Here is a 20334-nt window from a genome sequence, read left to right as displayed (position 1 = left end):
GTCAGGCATAGTCCAAAGAAGGCAGAAATGACACCCCTGGAACCCAACGCCGTCGCCTTTTCCATGCCGGGGGGCGAGGGTAGCTGCTCGACGCCGGCGCGCCCTGTGGATCTCGTCCATCTCGGGCGGCAGACCATGGGCGACCGCGCGCTTGAGCAGGAAGTGCTCGATATGTTCATGCACCACGCGCTGCAGGTGCGCGATCAGATCGCCGAGGCCACTGTAAACGAGCGCTTGAGCCTCGCGCATGGGCTGAAGGGTTCAGCGCGCGGTATTGGCGCGTTTGCCATAGCCGATTGGGCGTCGGCGATCGAGAGGCAACCGCAGGACCAGCACCTGCTGCAGCGCCTCGCCGACCTCATAGACGAGGTGCGGGACTTTATCGCCACAATCAACCGCTAGCAATTTCGCGGCAGCCACTGATTGCGTCGCAGGACGCCGCTTTTGCGCCGCAGTTGACTTGCGCGCCGGAGTGATTATCTCGGCAGCATACTCGTTTCAGGGGCTATAATGACCAAGCTTTCCTTCGTTGCCTTCGACGGCACCCGTTTCGATGTGGAGGCCGAGAACGGCTCGACCGTCATGGAGAACGCCATTCGCAATGCCGTCCCCGGCATCGAGGCGGAATGTGGCGGCGCATGTGCCTGCGCAACCTGTCATGTCTATGTCGACGAGGCGTGGACCGACGTGGTCGGCGAGCCGGAGCCGATGGAAGAGGATATGCTGGACTTTGCCTATGACGTGCGGCCCAATTCGCGGCTGTCCTGCCAGATCAAGGTCCGCGACGAACTGGACGGCCTCGTGGTGCAGGTTCCTGAAAGGCAAGGCTGACTGTCCGCCTCCCGGCGGGCAGGTTGCGGCGACGTTCCGGTGATTGCGGGCCGCCGATCGGCAAGCGGGGGGAAGGCAGATGGACACCTTCAAGACTGATGTTCTGATCGTCGGGGCGGGGCCGGTAGCGCTTTTTGCGGTTTTCGAGCTCGGCCTCTTTGACATGAAGTGCCTGCTTGTCGACATCCTCGACCGGCCCGGCGGACAGTGCACCGAGCTCTATCCGGAAAAGCCGATCTACGACATTCCGGCCTGGCCCTCGATCTCCGCGCAAGGTCTCGTCGACCAGTTGATGCAGCAGATCGAACCGTTCAAGCCGCAATTCCTGTTCAACCGCATGGTCAGCGGGCTCGAGCGGCTTGAGCAGGGCGGACTTCGCGCAACCACGGACGCCGGCGAGACGGTCGAGGCCAAGGTGGTTGTGATTGCTGCCGGCGCCGGCGCCTTCCAGCCGAAGCGGCCGCCGATCCCCGGCATCGAGGAATACGAGGGAACCAGTGTCTTTTATTCGGTGCGCCGGATGGAAGAGTTTCGCGGGCAGGACCTCCTCGTCGTCGGCGGCGGCGACTCCGCGCTGGACTGGACGCTCAACCTGCAGCCCGTAGCCAAGAGCGTGACGCTGGTGCACCGCCGGCCGGAGTTCCGCGCCGCGCCCGACAGCGTCAACAAGATGCTTGCAATGCGGGACGAGGGGCTGATCGACTTCCAGGTCGGCCAGGTAACGAAGTTGACCGGCGAGGGCGGCCAGCTGACTGCCGCCACGGTAAAGGGACCGGACGGAGATGTCGAGGTTCCCTGCACGCGCATGCTGCCCTTCTTCGGCCTCACCATGAAGCTCGGCCCGATTTCCGACTGGGGCCTCAACCTTCACGAGAACCAGATCCCTGTCGATACCGAGAAGTTCGAGACCTCGGTGCCGGGCGTCTTCGCCATCGGCGACATCAATTGGTATCCGGGCAAGCTGAGGCTTATCCTGTGCGGCTTTCACGAGGCGGCGCTCATGGCGCAGGCCGCCAAGAAGATCGTCAGCCCTGCCGAACGCATCGTGTTCCAGTACACGACCTCTTCATCGAGCCTGCACAAGAAGCTCGGGGTCCCCGACTAGCCCCGTGGCATAGGCTCCCGGCGGGACAGCCTTGGTTCAGCCGGGCAGGCGGCCCAACTTGATTTGCTGGATGCGGTATTTCAGCAGCTTCGTAATTCGGCTCTCGAAATTTTTCCCTTCGATCTTGTCGAAGTCAGCCTGCGCCTTGTCATGACGGGCGAGCACGCGGGCCGTGGTGGCCTTCGCCTTCTCGGACACGGTTTGGCAGTCCTTTTGCCGCCCTATCGCCTGCAACTTCTGCTCCAGTTCACGGGCATAGTTCTTGGCAATCACCAGATGGCTTTCCTCGTGCCGCTTGATGTCGGAAGCCAGTGTATCCCAGATCAACTTCACATCAGGGTCCGGCTTACGCGGCTTCCGCCATTTGGGAAGCATCACCTTTGCCGTGACGGTGGTCCTGGCATCCAGGACCTGGCAGGAATTCTTCCCCTGGGCCGTGATAAGCTTCGTCGTGAACTGCATCTGCGTGGCACCGGGGTGGCGGGCGTCCGATCCGGTGACGCGCGGCCCTTGCCGCGACAATTCGTCGACGATGTCGTCCAGGGTTTTTCCGCCGACAGAAAAATAATTGTAGGTCTTGGAAACGGAGGCGGAAGCCGCTGGCGTGGCCATGCAGGCGAGCGCCACGGCGGTCAGCAGGGTGGGTTTCATCATATTGCCTCTTAAATTGCCTTGCATTACGGGCATATGCCACGCAATGGAAATCGTGGCTTCCGCGTTCCATCTGAAGGAGCCGAATTTTTGTGACCCCGCTTCATCGGTAAACAACAGACTGCTATGACCATACGATGGCAATTGGCTCACGGGCGCTTTCTCGACATCGGCGCTAGCGCGCTGGTGATGGGCATCTTGAACATCACCCCGGACAGTTTTTCCGATGGCGGACAGTTCGTGGACCTCGAGCGCGCCGTCGAACAGGCCCGCCGCATGATGTCAGAGGGCGCCGTCATCATCGACGTGGGTGGCGAATCCACTCGGCCGGGTGCCACGCCGGTTTCACCCGAGGAAGAGCAGGCGCGTATCCTCCCGGTCATCAGCGCTCTGGCGAAATCCGGCGATGTGCTGATTTCCGTCGATACCTATCGCGAGGAAACCGCCCGGCTTGCCGTGGCCGCAGGCGCGCACATCGTCAACGACGTCTGGGGGCTCCAGCGCGAGCCCGGCATTGCCCACCTCGCAGCCGAGACAGGCGCCGGGCTGGTCGTCATGCATACCGGCCGCGAGCGCGAAAAGAATCCGGACGTGATCGTCGACCAGTTCGAGTTCCTGAAAGAATCGCTGCGCATTGCAGGCGAGGCAGGGGTGGCCAAAGAACAGATCGTGCTCGATCCCGGCTTCGGCTTCGCCAAGGACGCCGAAGAGAACCTGCAGCTGATGGCCCGTTTTGGCGAACTCCACCCGCTCGGCTTTCCCTTCCTCGTGGGCACTTCGCGCAAGCGCTTCGTGGGCCATGTCTCGGGGCGCGTTTCCGAAGCGCGGGATGCGGCAACGGCGGCAACCAGCGTCGTTCTGCGGCTCAAGGGCGCATCGCTGTTTCGCGTGCACAATGTCGCAATCAATGCAGATGCCCTGGTCGTGGCCGATGCTATCCTTGCACGCGAAACGCCGAAGTCAGGCTCCTGATCGTCTGATCCGTTCAATTCCGTTCTTCGATCAGTCGAGGTAAGGCTTGTCCAGTCACAGCAAAGAGCGCGTCTATCTCAGCCTCGGGGGCAACCTGGGCGATCCTGCCGCCACGATGGCGGCGGCACTTCGGCTGTTGGACGCGGACCCGCAGACCGAAGTCGTGGCGGTCTCCTCGCTCTATCGCACGCCACCGTGGGGCAAGCTTGACCAGCCGGATTTCCTCAATGTGGCGGCCGAGATCGCCACAAGCCGCTCGCCGCGCGAGCTGCTGGAGCTTTGCCTGGAGGCCGAGCACAAGCTGAAGCGCGTGCGCCAGGAAAGATGGGGGCCGAGGCTGGTCGACATAGACATCCTGGCCTTCGGAGATCGCACGATAGATGAAGCGGGCCTTGAGCTGCCGCATCCGCGCATGTTCGAGCGCGCATTCGTGCTCGTGCCTTTGCTGGAAATCGCGCCACACTTCGACGCGTGCGGCGTCAGCGCTGCCGATTGCCTGCCGCGCGTCGATCTTGCCGGCATCGAGAAGCTGCCGTCCGGCCGGGATTGGTGGCGCGACTCCTGACCGGCGTTCGCGCCCATGAAGGCGTCAGCCAGCAAAGCCGCCCGAATCCAGGAAAGCCTGTTCTTCCGGCGTGGTTTCGCGGCCGAGCATTGGATTGCGATGAGGGAAACGCCCGAAGCGCTGGATGATGTCGCGGTGCTCGAGGGCATATTTCATGTAGGACTCGTCGAGAAGCAGGGTGAGTTCTACCGAACGATACTGGTCTGCGATGTTTTCGGAGTGCTCGAAGGGCAGATACATGAACACCCGCAACTCCGGGTCCACCTGCTCGTCATGGCCCGCCCCGACTGCCTTCGTTGCGTAATAGCGGGCGAGCGGGTCGGTGGCGTACATATGCGCCGTCCCGCGGAAGCAATTTCGCGGAAACTGGTCGAGCAGGATGAGCAGGGCCAGCGACCCATCGGCGTGCTCGGCCCAGTGGTCGAGTTCGCGCCGGGCCGCCGCAAAATGCAGTTCGCGGAACAGGTCGTGAAACTCGGTATCGAAGACGTCGTCTTTCGAGAACCAGCGCTCGGGCCCTGCCTTGCGCCAGAAATCGATCACTTCCGCGGGACTGCAATTGGCCTTCATCATGCATCAGGTCCTTCTTTGGTTTCTGTAGATTTTCCGAGAACGCTTGCCGTTTCCTGGTCCATGGCGCGACCGGGGCGGCGCGGCGGCGTCAGCGGGGCGGGCACCGGCAGGTTGCCCTTCATGAAGATGCGCCCAGCCTGCAGGCCGCCGACGAGTTGAGCGTCGAGCCGCGCGGCGTCGCGCTCGCGTACGTCCTGGACGATTTCGGCGGCTTCGTCCCTGTCGATGCCCAGCTGTTCCAGCGTGGCCTGGCCGAATGCGAGAGCCGATTCGAAGGTTTCGCGGATCTGGTAGTCGACGCCTATCTGGATGAGGTCCATGGCGAAGCCGCGGTCGAAGGCGCGGGCAAGAACCGGCACGAGAGGAAATTCGGCCTTCATGTACTCGGCGATCTTCACCGCCGTGTCGCCCTTGTCGACGCAGATCAGCACGGCGCGGGCACGCCCGGCGCCGGCCGTGTGCAATATGTCCAGCCGCGTGCCATCGCCATAGTAGACCTTGAAGCCGAAGGTCGCGGCAGCCTGGATCATGTCGACATCGTTGTCGATGATCGTGACGTCGACGCCACGTAGCAGGAGCGGCTGGCTGACGATCTGGCCGAAGCGGCCGAACCCTATGATCAGGACGCTGCCATTGAGGTCCTCGGCAACATCGATGCCGTCGAGGCTCTGTTCGACCGTCGGCATCAGCCTGTGCAGGAGCAGGATCGCGAGCGGTGTCAGCAGCATGGAGATGATGACGATTGCCGTCAGGATGGCGTTTGCCTCGCCGTCGATGATGCCAACGGCCATGGCCGAGGAATAGAGCACAAAGGCGAACTCGCCGCCCTGGGCCATGGTGACCGCCCGTTCCAGCGCCATGCGGTTGTCGGTGCGGAGAAGGCGGGCAACGACATAGATGCCCAGCGCCTTAACCAGCATGTAGGCGAGCACATAGAAGGCGATCATGCGCCAGTTTTCAGCCACCACCCGCAAGTCCAGCGACATGCCGACGGCAAGGAAGAAAAGACCGAGCAGCACCCCGCGAAATGGCTCGATGTCGGCTTCGAGCTGGTGGCGGAAGGTGGATTCGGAAAGTAGTACACCGGCCAGAAACGCGCCCATGGCCATCGACAGTCCGCTGAGCTGCATTGCCAGCGCAGAGCCGAGCACGACCAGAAGGGCTGCGGCGGTCATGACCTCGCGGGCATGCGAGTCGGCCAATATGCGAAAGAGCGGGTTGAGCAGGTAGCGCCCGGCGATGATCAGGCCTACTATCGAGGCCACGCCCACGGTCACATTCGCCAGCCGATCCGCCCAGCCGGCATCGGGATGATAGGCGGGGGCGAGGAAGGCAACGAGTGCCAGCAGCGGCACGATCATCAGGTCTTCGAGCAGCAGAATGGAGACGATGCGCTGGCCGCCTTCGGAAGATATTTCGCCGCGCTCCTCCAGAATCTGCATCACGATGGCGGTGGAAGTAAGCACGAAGCCGGCCCCCGCCACGAAGGCCTGGGAGGCCGGAAATCCGGTCAACAGCCCGACGCCTGTAAGCAGGGCCGCGCAGACGCCGACCTGAAGCAGCCCAAGCCCGAAGATCTGCCGCCGCATGCTCCAGAGGCGCGACGGCTGCATTTCCAGGCCGATGATGAAGAGAAACATCACCACGCCGAGCTCGGCCACCTTGAGTATGGCAGCGGGGTCATAGAAGATTCCGAGCCCGAACGGCCCGATGACAAGGCCTGCAGCGAGATAACCGAGGATCGAGCCGAGCCCCATGCGCCTGAAGATCGGCACTGCCACCACGCCCGCGGCAAGCAGCGCCACAGCCTGGGTCAGATCGCTGCTGGAAGCCTCTACGGCCATGTGAATGCCTTGGTTCGCGCGCCCGACCACTGCGACGGATTGGGTCGAGCCAGCAAGATAGGTGCTTGCGACGTGTGCGGAAAGCCCGCTCGACCACCAGCGGGCCGATAAGCACGCCGCTTCAATCGGACTGTCGCCCGTTCGCCGCCGGATCAAACAAAAAACCGGGCGCGATGCCCGGTCTTTGAAACAGCCTGCGAAGCCCTACTTGCGGGCTATGGAGCCCACGGCCCCATTGTCGACGCGCTTCAGGCTCATGCCGATCACCGGAACGAGCTCCTCGTCCACGCGCACGGAAACCGTGACGTTCATTGTGTTGTCGTCGGGAATGCGCGCCTGCATCACGCCCTTGAGCTGGTTCCGGTTGAGCGCGAACACCACCTTGCGAGAGTCGACCACATTGCCGGAAATGATGTCGAGGCCCTTGCCGGCAGCGCCATCCAGGAAGCTGCCCTTGTAGCCCTTGCTGCCGCTGTGCTGGACGGTTGCGGACATCTTCTGACTGAACACGCCGACCCGGCAGTCGCCGTCGAGCGTCATGCCCACCGCGCCGGAGGGCGTAGAGCCGGTGAAGCTGCAGCTGAATTTGGTGCCCTTGTACTTGCCGGCGACGATCTCGCCAGGGCCGACCCATTCGCCTTCCACGCTTTCGAAGAACTTCTTGTCCCTGTCGGCGCCGCGCAGCGTCTCGGCCTTGCTCGCGCCGGCGGTGGCTATGGCCATGACAGGCAGCAGGGTGAACAGGAATGCGCGTTTCATCAGGGGACCCGAACTACAAAGAAGCGTTTTTACGACGTCTCGGAACCATGAACAAGATTGGTTAATGCTTCGTCACTCCGCCTTTCGGTCGCCGGCAGGCCGTTCTCGTTCCTTTCTGCCTTCCTTCGTGGCGAATGTGGTCAGTGCCGAGAGAAAATCGCCCATTCCAGGCCGGCTTACGGCGATGAACGGCAGGGGGCGGGCGGTTTCCATGGCAGCGATGCCGATCCGGGCCGTCATCATGCCGTTGACGACACCTTCTCCCAGCTTGGCCGAGAGGCGCGCGGCCAACCCGTGGCCCACGATCTGCTGCACGAAACTGTCGCCCACCGCAATCGATCCGGTCACCGCCAGGTGAGCCAGGACGCTGTTGGCCAGCCGGAAGAAGCCGAGCGTGCCGGGGCGGCCGCCATAGAGTTCGGCCAGGCGGCGGATCAGGCGGCTGGCTTCAAAAACGACATAGGCAATATCGACCAGCGCGCGGGGGCTGACCGCCGTGACGAGCGAAACCCGCTTGGCCGCGTCCAGGATCAGGGTCTTGGCGCGCGCATCGAGCGGGGTCAGGATTTCGGTTTCGGCCAGCCTTATCAGGTCGCCGCCGTCAATGATGTCGTCGCGCAATTCGGCAAGTATGCGACGGCCGGCCGCCGTTTCAGGCTTGGCTGCGACGAGGCCTGCCAGTTCGTCCACAACCACGCGCGCGGCGTGGGGATCGTTTCGAGCCATGGCGTCGGCCGCGCGGCGGCGCAGCTTCATCACGGAGGCGAGACGGATGAGCGCCAGGGCCTCGCGCAACAGGATCGCCACGAGCGCCACGGCAGCAATCGCCGCCACGCCGGCAGCAAGCCAGCCCAGCCATTCGGCCCGCTGGAACAGGTCTCTGACAAGGCGGTCGGTCCACAAGCCGATGGCGAGCGACGCCAGTACGCCGAGCGCCCCGAGGAAGACCGCGCCAAGCCTGGAGTGGCGTGGCGGGGCCGGCGCGGGCGGCGGCTCGCTGGTAACCAGGGCGGTCTCGTCGAATATGTCGACCTCGGCCGGGGTGACGATCGCAACCTCGGCCTTCACCGCGCGAGGCTTGCGTGGGTTGTTGCCCTCATGCGGCCGCTTCGCCGTGGCGGGAGCTTCGTCCTTGGCCGGTTCCGGTTGCTCGACGCGAAAGGCGGCCGGCTTGCGCGGAAAAGTCATGCCAGGCGATCTCCGATAAGGAACTGAAGTGCGCGGTCGAGCCGGATGTGCGGCAGAGACAGCGTGACGCCTTCCGCCGTCCGCTCTAGCCTTGGCGGACGAAAACGCACGAAGCGGATGGATGGATCCGCCTCGTCCTGGCGATGGTTGCCATTGGCGACTTCAAACACAGATTCCGCTTTTACCGGTAAGTCACCGGGAAATATGGCCGTTTCGGTTTCGCCGTCGAAGGTTTCTCCGGCGATCGTCTCGCCCTCGAGCGGCGTGCCGATGATAACGGGAAGAACCTCTCGGCCCTGCTTTACCGTGCCTTCACGCGTGGCGCGCACGGCCGCCATTGCCAGAACATCGACCTCGGCGCCCGAGAGATTGGCGCGCTGGGCGGCGCGTTCGGTCAGGCGCCGCACGATTGCCTGCAATCGGCTGTGGCTTTCGTGGTGAAGCTGGTCGGCCTTGGTGGCGGCTACGAGGATACGGTCGATGCGTCGCGAAAACAGGTCGGTGAGAAGGCTGCCGCTGCCGGGCCGGAAGCAGGCGAGGATTTCGGTCACGGCGCGCTCGAGATCGGCCATGGCGCCAGGCCCGGAATTAAGCGCCTGCATGGCGTCGATCAGCACGATCTGTCGGTCGAGCTTGGCGATGTGCTCGCGAAAGAACGGCTTGACCACATGTGTCTTGTAGGCCTCGTAGCGCCGCTCCATCATGGCGTGGAGCGAGCCGGGGCGAGGGCGTTCGCCAAGTCCGGGCAGCGGCGCGAAGGTCAATGCCGGCGATCCCTCCAGGTCCCCGGGCATGAGGAAGCGGCCCGGGGGCAGGGTGGACAGCGCCCGCTCGTCGAGCTTACAGGCCTTGAGATAGGCCGCAAAACTCTCGAACAGGTTGCGGGCAGTCATCTCGTCGGCGTCGGCATCGGGGTCTGCCGCCTGCGAAAGATCGCGCCATTCCTGGGAGAGATCGGCGCGCACCGGCAGTACGGCCATCTCAAGCGCCTCGCGCGAAAACTCGCGGTACGATTTGCCCAGAAGAGGCAGGTCGAGCAGCCATTCGCCGGGATAGTCGACAATGTCGACACAGAGCCTGCCGCGCGAGAACACTCTGTTCCAGCCCGACGCGGATTCATATTCGATGGTCAGGCGCAGTTCCGAGATGGCGCGGGTGGACTCCGGCCAGGTCCTGGCATTTACCAGCGCGTCGATATGGTCTTCGTACTGAAAGCGCGGGACGGCATCATCCGGCTGTTCTTCGAGAAAGGCCCTGGCAATGCGTCCCGACTTCTGCGCCTCGAAAAGCGGCAGCCTTCCGCCATGGATCAGATTATGGACGAAGGCAGAGATGAAGACGGTCTTGCCCGCGCGGGAGAGGCCGGTGACGCCTACACGCAGAGAAGGCGAGAAAAGGTCGGTCGCCCGGCTCGTTAGCGTATCCAGCGCAATCCGCGCCTCGTCGGTGAAAGTGGTCAGAGACGCCAAAGGCTGCACCCCGCTCCGTGGACGCCTCCGATATAGGCAATGATACCGCGATTTGAAATGGCTGCTCGCTGAGCGAGGCGTTTGCGCGAAGGCCTTCGCCTTCATGCGTCGGGCGGAGTAAGCACAGCCTCGAGAAAACCTTTGCCTGGTGCGGCTTCGGAAAGGCTGCCGTCGAACCGGATCACGGCCAGGCCGGAGGTGGGGAAGCCTGCATGGAGTGTAGCTCGCGCGTCGTCGTCTCCGTCTTCGGCCAGCGCGAGCGCAAGGTCTTCCATCATCGGGTTGTGGCCGATCACGAGTAGCGATCCGACACTGCCAACCTTTCGGATGATGGTGAGGTAGCCGGCAGCATCTTCGCTGTACAGGTCGTCGACAAACATCACCCGCCCTGTATCGGTGTTGCCGGCAATGCCCTCCAGCGTCTGGCGGGCACGCACGGCATTTGAGCAGACGGTGAGGTCGGGAATGTAGCCGCCGTCGCGCATGGCGATGCCGGTCGTCTCCGCGTCAGCCGCGCCCGTTGCGTCCAGGGGGCGATCGAAATCGCGCATGCCCGGCGAAGCCCAGGCGGCCTTGGCATGTCTGAGAAGAAAAAGCCTGCTCACGTCGCCCCCTCCGCCATTTTCGGCAATCGCTTCTGACCGCCGGACATCGACGAGGATTTAGTCATCGCAGCATTCTTGTGCAACAAAGCGCAAGACATGGAGAGTGTCTTTCCGCTTCTGCAGGCGGCTTTACAATGCAAGCGCACCCCGCCTTCGCGCCCCGAAGATCGGACACTTGGAACTGCCACTGACATTAGCGTGAGTGTAATGCTGATTGCGCTTGTGTGGTCAACGAACGGTGAATATATAGGCGCAAAAAAACGGGTAATGGTAATGGGGTGAATCGAATGAACGATCTCGTTGATGCCGCTTACGTTCCCTCGGAAGACGAACCGTTCATGAATGAACGGCAGAAGGCATACTTCCGCCAGAAGCTTACAGCCTGGAAAGCCGACATTCTCCGCGAAGCACGCGAAACGCTCGAAATTCTCCAGCAGGAAAACGCAAACCATCCCGACCTGGCCGACCGGGCGTCCTCCGAAACCGACCGCGCGATCGAACTCAGGGCGCGTGACAGGCAGCGCAAGCTGATTTCCAAGATCGACTCCGCCCTTCATCGCATCGATGAAGGCACATATGGCTTCTGCGAGGAAACCGGCGAGCCGATTTCGCTGAAGCGCCTGGACGCGCGGCCGATAGCGACGCTGTCGATCGAGGCTCAGGAGCGCCATGAGCGCCGTGAGAAGGTCTACCGGGATGACTGAGCCCGTCGCTTATGACACGCGGCTAACGAATTAAGGCGGCTTCGGCCGCCTTTTTCGCGCTCGCTGCTCAGGCTGGCAACGGCCAGCCAATCGGAGCGGTTTCGTCGCCTGTTCGTTCAGACGCAGGCGGCAATCACCTGCCGCGCTGCACTGTCAAACCGATGAGGTGAGCAGGCTCACCCCGTTTCATCGCTTCTGGTTCTGGTTCGAAAGCTCGCCCAGCAGCCTGGCCATCTCGTCGTCCAGCGAAACCTCCGGGGCGGCGTGGCCGCGCTTTTCCTCCTCCTGGAACGAAACTTCGAGTTCCTTCAGGAGAGACTCGTCGATGCCGTCATGCTCCGGAGAGGGCAACTGGGGCTCTGGCGCGGGTGAGGGAACCTGGGGCGCCGGTGCCGAAGGCGCCGGCTCCTGCCGGGCAACCGGCGGCACAGGAGGCGTGCTCAGCGGAATTCTCGGCTCCGGTCGCGGCATTGGCGCAGGCGCAGGTCTCGCCATCGGCTGTGGAGCAGCAGGCGGCACCGGCTGCGGAGGGAAGGGCGAGACTGGCTGCGGCGCGGCGGCCATTGGCTGTGGTGCGGCAGCCATCGGCTGCGGCGCAGCGTAGGGGGCGCTCGGCGCCGTGCCGGGCTGCCCCGGTGCCATGCCCGGCTGCGGCATCGGCCTTGCCACCGGCTCAGCGGCCCGAGGTGCCGGCGCGGGGCGAGGAGCAGGCTGCTGCTCCAGCGGGCGCGGCCGCGCAGGTTGATCGAGATTGTTTTCGCCCGCCAGCGAGGGGCGCCGCTGCTGGTTCAGCCTGATGTCGCGCTCGACCAACAGGTCGGTGGGGCCGCCGATCAGAAGCAGATGTTCCACATCGTCGCGGCGCACCAAAACGAGCCGCCTGTTGCTATCGACGGCCGTCGCGTCCATGACAGCCAGCCTGGTCTTGCGGTTGCGTCCGCCGGCGACGAAAGTGCCGGAGGTCAAGCTCCTGACCAGCTTGATGATGACAAGGACGATCACAAGCAGAATGAGAGCGGCAAACGTCCAAAGGAGCGCGGAAGTGTATCCTGCGCCAGCTATGTTATCCAACCAATCCATTCTTTATACCCCCGCTCGGTTCTATCGCCGGGCGCGACACTAGACCGCCTGACGTGATATCCGCAAGTTGCACTTCTTGTTCATCGGCGCTGAAAAGTGCCCCGAAAGGCAAAGCCAGGTTTTTCGCGGGGCTTTTTCAAGCTAGGCCTATGCGCGTTTGACAGAATGTGATTCAACCGCTTCCGTGCACTTACAACGCAGAGCCGGGCAAAATTAGGCAAGAGACGCATGGCCAAGGAAACGCGTGGCGATTTTTATCCGGTTCCGATCGTCGACCAGAATACGCGTCCTGGCGCGATAACGCGACTTGTCATCTTCATTGTGGTGCTTACCGCCGCCGCAATCGTGTTTGGCATCTTCCGCGAAAGGCTTGGCGATCCGTTCCTGCTCGGCATGCTGGGCGTGCTGGCGATGATCGGCGTGGGCTATCTTTTCGCCACCGCAATCGGCTTCGTGCAGATTGCGCCGCGCTCCACCACCGACGAATTGTCAAAGGCCTTTGTGGATTCGATGTCCCAGGGGCTGGTCGTCACCGATACAAAGGGCCGTGTGGTTTATGCCAACCGCGCCTATGCCGAGATGACCGGTGCGTCGACGGATGCCGATGTGAAGACCGTCGAGGCGTTGCTGTCCGATATTCCCGAGGCGGCGCCCACCGTGTATCGCGTCGCGTCTGGGCTTCGCGACGGCCAGGCGGGCGACGGCGAATTTCGCCTGTCGCAGTCGGTGCGGCCAGGCGCCGAGCCTGGCGCGCGCTGGTACAGCGTCCGTGGCCGCGCCTTCAACGTGCCGGGGCAGAGGCAGCCGTTGCTCGCGTGGCAATTGGCCGACATATCGCGGGAGCGGGCCGAACAGGAGCGCTTCTTCCTGGACCTGCAGAAGGCCATCGATCATCTCGACCACGCGCCAGCCGGTTTTTTCTCCGCCGACCAGGATGGGCGGGTCACCTATATCAACGCAACGCTGGCCGAGTGGCTCGGGGTGGATCTGGCGAGCTTTACGCCGGGCGCGATAACCCTGCGGGACATAGTCGCCGGCGATGGCATGGCGCTGGTGCGCTCGGTCAAGGCCGATCCGGGCTCCACGCGCAACGCCGTCATCGATCTCGACCTGGCGACCGCGACGGGCGAAGCCTTGCCGGTGCGCTTCATGCATCGCGTTTCCGCAAGCCGTGAGGGCGTGAGCGGTCCGAGCCGCACGATCGTCCTCAACCGTACCCAGGGCGAGGACGCCTCGGCCGAATTGCGCGCGTCTGAAGTGCGCTTCACCCGCTTCTTCAACTCGACGCCGATGGCGATTGCGGGCGTCGACAAGGACGGGCGGATCTTGCGCACCAATGCGCCGTTCCTTTCGCTGTTCTCTTCCGTCGTGGACCGTGATGCCGTCGACCGCCGCGTCAGGCTGGATACGGTCGTGCACGAGCGCGACAGGCCGGCACTTGCCGCAGCCCTCGAAAGGGCGCGGCAGCGCCAGGCCGACATTGCCCCTATCGAGACGGTGTTGCCGAACAACGAGGACCGCCACCTCCGCTTTTATGTGAACGCGATCGCCGATGGCGCCGGAGAAGAGGGCGCGGAGGAAGCGGCGATCGTCTATGCCGTCGAGACTACCGAGCAGAAGGCGCTCGAGAGCCAGATGGCGCAGAGCCAGAAGATGCAGGCCGTGGGGCAGCTGGCAGGCGGAATAGCGCACGATTTCAACAACGTGCTGACGGCCATCATCATGTCGTCGGACCTGTTGCTTACCAACCACCGGCCGTCGGACCCGTCGTTCCCCGACATCATGAACATCAAGCAGAACGCCAACCGCGCCGCCTCGCTGGTGCGTCAGCTGCTGGCCTTCTCGCGCAAGCAGACGCTGCGGCCCGAGGTGCTCAATCTTACCGACGTGCTGGCCGACCTGCGCATGCTGCTGGCTCGCCTGGTTGGCAACGCCGTCAGCCTCAAGGTCGATCACGGCCGCGATCTGTGGCCGGTGAGGGCTGACGTCGGCCAGTTCGAGCAGGTGATCGTCAATCTCACCGTCAATGCGCGCGACGCCATGCCCGAGGGTGGCGAGCTGACGATCCGCACCAAGAACATGGACGCCGACGACTGCAAGTCCTTCGGCTATCGCGAACTCGTGCCGGCCGACTACGTGGTGGTCGAGGTCGAGGACAGCGGCACCGGCATCCCGCCGGAGGTGGTGAAGAAGATCTTCGAGCCCTTCTTCACCACGAAGGAAGTGGGCAAGGGCACGGGCCTCGGCCTGTCGATGGTCTATGGCATAGTCAAGCAGACCGGCGGCTTTATCTATTGCGATTCCGAGGTGGGCAAGGGAACGGTCTTCCGCATCTTCCTGCCGCGTCATGTTGCAGAGGTTCGGGCTCTGCCGGAGGGCACGCAGGCTGCGGCCGTCGAGGCGGGCGCCGCGACGGCTCCCGCTGCCAAGGTCGCCGATGCCGCGCGCGACCTCTCCGGTTCCGCGACGGTTCTGCTGGTCGAGGACGAGGACGCCGTGCGCATGGGAGGCATGCGTGCGCTCACCTCGCGTGGCTACACGGTCCACGAAGCCACATCGGGCGTCGAGGCGCTCGAGGTGTATCGCGAACTGGAAGGCAAGATCGATATCGTCGTCTCTGACGTGGTCATGCCCGAAATGGACGGCCCGACGCTGCTTGGCGAACTGCGCAAGCTGCAGCCGGACATCAAGTTCATATTCGTGTCGGGCTACGCGGAAGATGCGTTTGCGCGCAACCTGCCTGCCGATGCGCAGTTCGGTTTCCTGCCAAAACCCTTCTCGCTTAAGCAGTTGGCGACGGTCGTGAAGGAAATGCTCGAGAAATAGAGCTGCCGATGTCCCTGGCGGCCCGGGCCCTTCAGCTCGGCCTTGCACAACGGGGACGCGGCATCCTATTTATCGGAGAACATTCAATCGCTGATTCCGCCGGCTGGCGCCGGGATCCCATCCTCGTAAAGGGACGTTTCATGAAGAACCCCGTGGAAACCGCAATGAACCTCGTTCCGATGGTGGTCGAGCAGACCAATCGGGGCGAGCGCGCCTACGACATCTTCTCGCGGCTTCTGAAGGAGCGCATCATCTTCATCACCGGCCCGGTCGAGGACGGCATGGCGACGCTGGTCTGCGCCCAGCTTCTCTTCCTGGAGGCCGAGAACCCCAAGAAGGAAATCTCGCTCTACATCAATTCGCCCGGCGGCGTGGTGACTTCCGGCATGGCGATCTACGACACCATGCAGTTCATCAAGCCGGCGGTTTCCACGCTGTGCATCGGCCAGGCGGCTTCGATGGGCTCGCTGCTGCTGTGCGCCGGCCATAAGGACATGCGCTTTGCGACGCCCAACGCCCGCATCATGGTGCACCAGCCTTCGGGCGGTTTCCAGGGCCAGGCTTCCGACATTGAGCGCCACGCCCAGGACATCATCAAGCTGAAGCGCCGCCTGAATGAGGTCTATGTAAAGCATACCGGCAAGGACTATGACACGATCGAGCGCACGCTCGACCGCGACCATTTCATGTCCGCCGATGAGGCGCAGGCCTTCGGGTTGATCGACAAGGTGATAACCAGCCGCGAGGCGATCGAGGCGCCGGAGGCTGTCCCGTCGAAGTGATGGCATACCGCAAAAGCCTAGTATGACGCAGTTTTGACTCGGCTTGCGGCATTTCCGTCACAATTTACTGTTTCCTCGACGGGGGCTCCGGCCTACGTTAAAGCTATATTGAGTTTCGGCGGCTTAGTTTCGGGCTTGGCGCCGTGAGGAATCGCACCGCTTTCCCTCCGTGTGGCAGAGGGGTGGCGGAGCGGGCGTAGGTGTCAGGCGGGATCCGCTGCGAAATGCGTATAGTTCAGCCAGCATACCGGCCGGGCAGCACTGAAAGGACTTGGATAAGATGAGCAAGGTCAGCAACGGCGGCGATTCCAAGAATACGCTCTATTGCTCGTTCTGCGGCAAGAGCCAGCATGAGGTGCGCAAGCTGATCGCCGGCCCGACGGTGTTCATCTGCGACGAGTGCGTCGAGCTTTGCATGGACATCATCCGCGAGGAAAACAAGACCTCGATGGTGAAGTCCCGCGAAGGCGTGCCGACGCCGCAGGAAATCCTCAAGGTGCTGGACGACTATGTGATCGGCCAGCCCTACGCGAAGCGCGTGCTTTCGGTGGCTGTCCACAATCACTACAAGCGCCTGGCGCATGCGTCCAAGAGCAACGACGTCGAACTGGCGAAGTCGAACATCCTGCTGATCGGCCCCACCGGCTGCGGCAAGACGCTTCTGGCGCAGACGCTCGCCCGCATCATCGACGTGCCCTTCACAATGGCCGACGCCACGACGCTGACGGAAGCGGGCTATGTCGGCGAGGATGTCGAGAACATCATCCTCAAGCTGCTGCAGGCGGCCGACTACAATGTCGAGCGCGCCCAGCGCGGCATCGTCTACATCGACGAGATCGACAAGATTTCGCGCAAGTCCGACAATCCGTCGATAACCCGTGACGTTTCAGGCGAGGGCGTGCAGCAGGCGCTGCTGAAGATCATGGAAGGCACGGTCGCCTCCGTGCCGCCACAGGGTGGCAGGAAGCACCCGCAGCAGGAATTCCTGCAGGTGGATACGGCCAACATCCTCTTCATCTGCGGCGGTGCCTTCGCAGGCCTCGACAAGATCATTTCCGACCGCGGCCGCAAGACCTCGATCGGGTTTGGCGCCACGGTGGCTTCTCCGGAGGATCGCCGCACCGGCGAGTTGTTCCGTATGGTCGAGCCCGAGGATCTGCTCAAGTTCGGCCTGATCCCCGAATTCGTCGGCCGTCTGCCGGTCCTGGCGACGCTGGAGGACCTCGACGAGCCAGCGCTGATCCAGATTCTGTCCGAGCCGAAGAACGCCCTGGTCAAGCAGTACCAGCGCCTGTTCGAAATGGAGAATGTCGAGCTGACCTTCCACGAGAACGCGCTTTCCGCGATCGCCAGGCGCGCGATCGAGCGCAAGACGGGCGCTCGCGGCCTGCGTTCCATCATGGAGGCTATCCTGCTCGACACGATGTTCGAGCTTCCGGCGCTGGAAGGCGTGCAGGAGGTGGTCATCTCCGAGGAAGTGGTGACCGGCAGCGCCCGGCCGCTCTACATCTATTCGGAGCAGAAGGAAAAGAAGGGCAATGTCAGCGCGTAATCGCGCCGTCTGCCGCGACACAGCAACGGCGCCGCAAGGCGCCGTTTCCTGTTCCAGCGAGATGGTCGATGAACGAGCACGGTTTTGTGCTTTGCCCTTGATCTTTGTTAGCCGCACATCCAACTAACACCGTGAAGGCCGTGGGCATTCCGTGCTACAGCCATTGTGCAAACAGTGGTAGGCGGAACGGTTCACGGCCGTTAATATGAGATTTGCGGTTGGCCAAGTTGCGACCGCGAAATGAAAGGTTAGACAATGGCCAAGGTAACCAGGTCTTCCGGCGACGGTGCATATGCGGTTCTGCCGCTGCGCGATATTGTCGTGTTTCCGCACATGATCGTGCCGCTCTTCGTCGGGCGGGAAAAGTCGATCAAGGCGCTGGAAGAGGTAATGGGCGCGGAGAAGCAGATTTTGCTCGCGACCCAGATGAATGCAGCCGACGACGATCCCGAGCCGGGCGCTATCTACGAGGTGGGCACGCTCGCCAATGTCCTGCAGTTGCTCAAGCTTCCCGATGGCACCGTCAAGGTGCTGGTCGAGGGGGCCGCGCGTGCGCAGATCACCGGCTTCACCGATCGCACCGACTTCCACGAGGCCGAGGCCACCGTTCTCGCCGAACCAGAGGAAGATGAGATCGAGATCGAGGCTCTGTCGCGCTCGGTCGTCTCCGACTTCGAGAACTACGTCAAGCTGAACAAGAAGATCTCGCCGGAAGTGGTCGGCGCGGCCAGCCAGATCGACGACTATTCCAAGCTCGCCGATACGGTGGCGTCGCATCTGGCGATCAAGATTCCCGAGAAGCAGGAAATGCTCGCTACGCTCTCCGTGCGTGAGCGGCTGGAAAAGGCCATGGGCTTCATGGAAGCCGAGATTTCCGTCCTGCAGGTGGAAAAGCGCATCCGCTCGCGCGTCAAGCGCCAGATGGAGAAGACGCAGCGCGAGTACTACCTCAACGAGCAGATGAAGGCGATCCAGAAGGAGCTCGGCGAGGGCGAGGACGGCCGCGACGAGGCCGCCGAGCTCGAGGCGCGCATCAAGAAGACCAAGCTTTCCAAGGAGGCCCGCGAAAAGGCGGACGCCGAGCTGAAGAAGCTGCGGTCGATGTCGCCGATGTCGGCCGAATCCACGGTCGTGCGCAACTACCTCGATTGGCTGCTTTCAATCCCCTGGGGCAAGAGCTCCAAGGTCAAGCATGACCTGAAGCTGGCGCAGGAGGTGCTGGATCACGACCACTACGGCCTCGACAAGGTCAAGGACCGTATCGTGGAGTACCTGGCCGTCCAGAGCCGGCAGAAGAAGATGAAGGGCCCGATCCTGTGCCTCGTCGGCCCTCCCGGCGTCGGCAAGACCTCGCTCGGCAAGTCGATCGCCAAGGCGACCGGACGCGAGTTCGTGCGCATGGCGCTGGGCGGCGTGCGCGACGAGGCCGAGATCCGCGGCCACCGGCGCACCTATATCGGCTCGATGCCCGGCAAGGTCATCCAGTCGATGAAGAAGGCCCAGAAGTCCAACCCGCTCTTCCTGCTCGACGAGATCGACAAGATGGGCCAGGACTTCCGCGGCGATCCGTCGTCGGCGCTGCTGGAGGTGCTGGATCCCGAGCAGAACTCGTCCTTCATGGATCACTACCTGGAGGTCGAATACGACCTGTCGAACGTCATGTTCGTGACGACGGCCAACACGCTGAACATCCCTGCGCCCTTGATGGACCGCATGGAGATCATCCGTATCGCCGGCTACACGGAGGACGAGAAGGTCGAGATTGCCAAGCGGCATCTGCTGCCCAAGGTGGTTCGCGATCACGCGCTGCAGCCGAAGGAGTTTTCGGTGAGCGAGGATGCCATCCGCGCGGTCATTCAGACCTACACGCGGGAAGCCGGCGTGCGCAGCCTGGAGCGCGAGCTCATGAAGCTTGGCCGCAAGGCGGTGACCGAGATCATCAAGACCAAGAAGAAGTCCGTGAAGATCACGTCCGACAATCTGGCGGACTATCTCGGCGTCCCGCGCTTCCGCTTCGGCCAGGTCGAGGCTGACGACCAGGTTGGCGTCGTGACCGGTCTTGCCTGGACGGAAGTGGGTGGCGAACTGTTGACCATCGAAGGTGTCATGATGCCCGGCAAGGGCAAGATGACCGTCACCGGCAACCTGCGCGACGTGATGAAGGAATCGATCTCGGCTGCGGCGTCCTATGTCCGCAGCAGGGCCATCGACTTCGGCATCGAGCCGCCGCTGTTCGACAAGCGTGACATCCACGTCCACGTTCCGGAGGGCGCCACGCCTAAGGACGGCCCGTCGGCCGGCACGGCCATGGCCACCGCGATCGTCTCGGTTCTGACCGGCATTCCGGTACGGGCCGATGTGGCGATGACGGGCGAAATCACGCTGCGGGGCAGGGTGCTGCCCATCGGCGGCCTGAAGGAGAAGCTGCTCGCGGCTCTTCGCGGCGGCATCAAGAAGGTTCTGATCCCGGAAGAAAACGCCAAGGACCTGGCTGAAATTCCGGACAACGTGAAGAGCGGAATGGAAATCGTTCCGGTCAGCCGCGTCGGCGAAGTGTTGCGCCATGCGCTGGTGCGCATGCCCGAACCGATCGAATGGGTGGAGCCGGTAGAGGCTGCTCCGGCGAAGGCCGAAGCGACCGACGAAACCGGAAAGACCCTCGCCCATTGAGGTGTCCAAGCGGCAATTGTGCCAAACAGGTGAGAAGCCGGGCCTCAGCGCCCGGCTTTTTCGTTGAAAAACCGCAGAAAACCAAGGAATCCTGGACTTTCCGGCTTGGTTGAAGCAGCGGTTCTTTCTAAAGTCCCTTCCTCGCCGGCTGAGTCTTT

The 20334-nt window shown here is 63.0% G+C and carries 18 protein-coding genes; 10 read left to right on the top strand and 8 right to left on the bottom strand.

Going from position 1 to position 20334, the window contains the following annotated elements:
• The first annotated feature begins 27 nt into the window (after positions 1-27).
• The 3 genes from AC3A4H_RS07555 (at position 28) to AC3A4H_RS07545 (ending at position 1936) form a co-directional block, all read left to right on the top strand.
• On the top strand, positions 28-402 hold the full coding sequence (locus tag AC3A4H_RS07555; protein WP_348777099.1) for an Hpt domain-containing protein: 375 nt from the start codon (positions 28-30) through the stop codon (positions 400-402).
• A gap of 108 nt (positions 403-510) precedes the next feature.
• Positions 511-831 (top strand): 2Fe-2S iron-sulfur cluster-binding protein, encoded by a 321-nt coding sequence (locus AC3A4H_RS07550; RefSeq protein WP_348777098.1) that lies wholly within the window; start codon positions 511-513, stop codon positions 829-831.
• A 79-nt stretch (positions 832-910) separates the two neighbouring features.
• Positions 911-1936 carry an NAD(P)/FAD-dependent oxidoreductase gene (locus tag AC3A4H_RS07545; protein ID WP_487766146.1) on the top strand — a complete coding sequence of 342 codons (1026 nt, stop codon included), beginning with the start codon at positions 911-913 and terminating at the stop codon, positions 1934-1936.
• Between the two features lie 36 nt (positions 1937-1972).
• Here the strand turns inward: AC3A4H_RS07545 and AC3A4H_RS07540 are convergent, their stop codons facing one another.
• Positions 1973-2590, bottom strand: a complete 618-nt coding sequence (locus tag AC3A4H_RS07540; protein ID WP_487766145.1) for a DUF922 domain-containing Zn-dependent protease — start codon at positions 2588-2590, stop codon at positions 1973-1975.
• A gap of 123 nt (positions 2591-2713) precedes the next feature.
• On the opposite strand from AC3A4H_RS07540, the gene folP reads away from it, so the two are divergent.
• Both folP and folK read left to right on the top strand, forming a co-directional pair.
• Positions 2714-3559 carry a dihydropteroate synthase gene (gene folP, locus AC3A4H_RS07535; RefSeq protein WP_487766144.1) on the top strand — a complete coding sequence of 282 codons (846 nt, stop codon included), beginning with the start codon at positions 2714-2716 and terminating at the stop codon, positions 3557-3559.
• 46 nt (positions 3560-3605) lie between these two features.
• Positions 3606-4124, top strand: coding sequence for a 2-amino-4-hydroxy-6-hydroxymethyldihydropteridine diphosphokinase (folK, locus tag AC3A4H_RS07530; protein ID WP_487766143.1), 519 nt, complete (start codon positions 3606-3608; stop codon positions 4122-4124).
• A gap of 24 nt (positions 4125-4148) precedes the next feature.
• Here the strand turns inward: folK and AC3A4H_RS07525 are convergent, their stop codons facing one another.
• The 6 genes from AC3A4H_RS07525 to AC3A4H_RS07500 all read right to left on the bottom strand — a co-directional run bounded on the left by AC3A4H_RS07525 (position 4149) and on the right by AC3A4H_RS07500 (position 10562).
• Positions 4149-4697: a DUF924 family protein gene (locus tag AC3A4H_RS07525; RefSeq protein WP_487766142.1), complete on the bottom strand. Its 549-nt coding sequence runs from the start codon at positions 4695-4697 to the stop codon at positions 4149-4151.
• Positions 4694-6541, bottom strand: a complete 1848-nt coding sequence (locus tag AC3A4H_RS07520; RefSeq protein WP_487766141.1) for a monovalent cation:proton antiporter-2 (CPA2) family protein — start codon at positions 6539-6541, stop codon at positions 4694-4696. The genes AC3A4H_RS07525 and AC3A4H_RS07520 overlap by 4 nt, the downstream gene beginning before the upstream one ends.
• A gap of 204 nt (positions 6542-6745) precedes the next feature.
• Entirely contained in the window at positions 6746-7300 is a 555-nt protein-coding gene (locus AC3A4H_RS07515) for a hypothetical protein (RefSeq protein ID WP_487766140.1), read from the bottom strand.
• A 72-nt stretch (positions 7301-7372) separates the two neighbouring features.
• Entirely contained in the window at positions 7373-8488 is a 1116-nt protein-coding gene (locus AC3A4H_RS07510; protein ID WP_487766139.1) for a YcjF family protein, read from the bottom strand.
• A complete protein-coding gene (locus AC3A4H_RS07505) occupies positions 8485-9957 on the bottom strand; it encodes a YcjX family GTP-binding protein (protein ID WP_487766138.1) in 1473 nt (490 codons plus the stop codon). The genes AC3A4H_RS07510 and AC3A4H_RS07505 overlap by 4 nt, the downstream gene beginning before the upstream one ends.
• Positions 9958-10058: 101 nt before the next feature.
• The gene (locus AC3A4H_RS07500) at positions 10059-10562 is read right to left on the bottom strand and encodes a SixA phosphatase family protein (protein WP_487766137.1); all 504 of its coding nucleotides are present in this window, start codon (positions 10560-10562) and stop codon (positions 10059-10061) included.
• A 287-nt stretch (positions 10563-10849) separates the two neighbouring features.
• On the opposite strand from AC3A4H_RS07500, the gene dksA reads away from it, so the two are divergent.
• On the top strand, positions 10850-11266 hold the full coding sequence (gene dksA, locus AC3A4H_RS07495; protein WP_348777088.1) for an RNA polymerase-binding protein DksA: 417 nt from the start codon (positions 10850-10852) through the stop codon (positions 11264-11266).
• Between the two features lie 186 nt (positions 11267-11452).
• Here the strand turns inward: dksA and AC3A4H_RS07490 are convergent, their stop codons facing one another.
• The gene (locus tag AC3A4H_RS07490) at positions 11453-12346 is read right to left on the bottom strand and encodes a hypothetical protein (protein WP_487766136.1); all 894 of its coding nucleotides are present in this window, start codon (positions 12344-12346) and stop codon (positions 11453-11455) included.
• A 228-nt stretch (positions 12347-12574) separates the two neighbouring features.
• Between AC3A4H_RS07490 and cckA the strand changes: the two genes are divergently transcribed.
• From cckA to lon, 4 genes are all read left to right on the top strand, one after another.
• On the top strand, positions 12575-15172 hold the full coding sequence (cckA, locus tag AC3A4H_RS07485; RefSeq protein WP_348777086.1) for a cell cycle histidine kinase CckA: 2598 nt from the start codon (positions 12575-12577) through the stop codon (positions 15170-15172).
• Positions 15173-15312: 140 nt separating this feature from the next.
• On the top strand, positions 15313-15954 hold the full coding sequence (locus tag AC3A4H_RS07480) for an ATP-dependent Clp protease proteolytic subunit (protein WP_348777085.1): 642 nt from the start codon (positions 15313-15315) through the stop codon (positions 15952-15954).
• A 280-nt stretch (positions 15955-16234) separates the two neighbouring features.
• Positions 16235-17506, top strand: coding sequence for an ATP-dependent Clp protease ATP-binding subunit ClpX (gene clpX, locus AC3A4H_RS07475; protein WP_487766135.1), 1272 nt, complete (start codon positions 16235-16237; stop codon positions 17504-17506).
• 255 nt (positions 17507-17761) lie between these two features.
• Positions 17762-20176 carry an endopeptidase La gene (lon, locus tag AC3A4H_RS07470; protein WP_487766134.1) on the top strand — a complete coding sequence of 805 codons (2415 nt, stop codon included), beginning with the start codon at positions 17762-17764 and terminating at the stop codon, positions 20174-20176.
• Positions 20177-20334: the final 158 nt, after the last annotated feature.

This window comes from Pseudaminobacter sp. Soil_N_29 (assembly GCF_057656055.1).
Note: the sequence above shows the minus strand (reverse complement) of the source record. Positions and strands in the feature narration are given on the sequence as shown.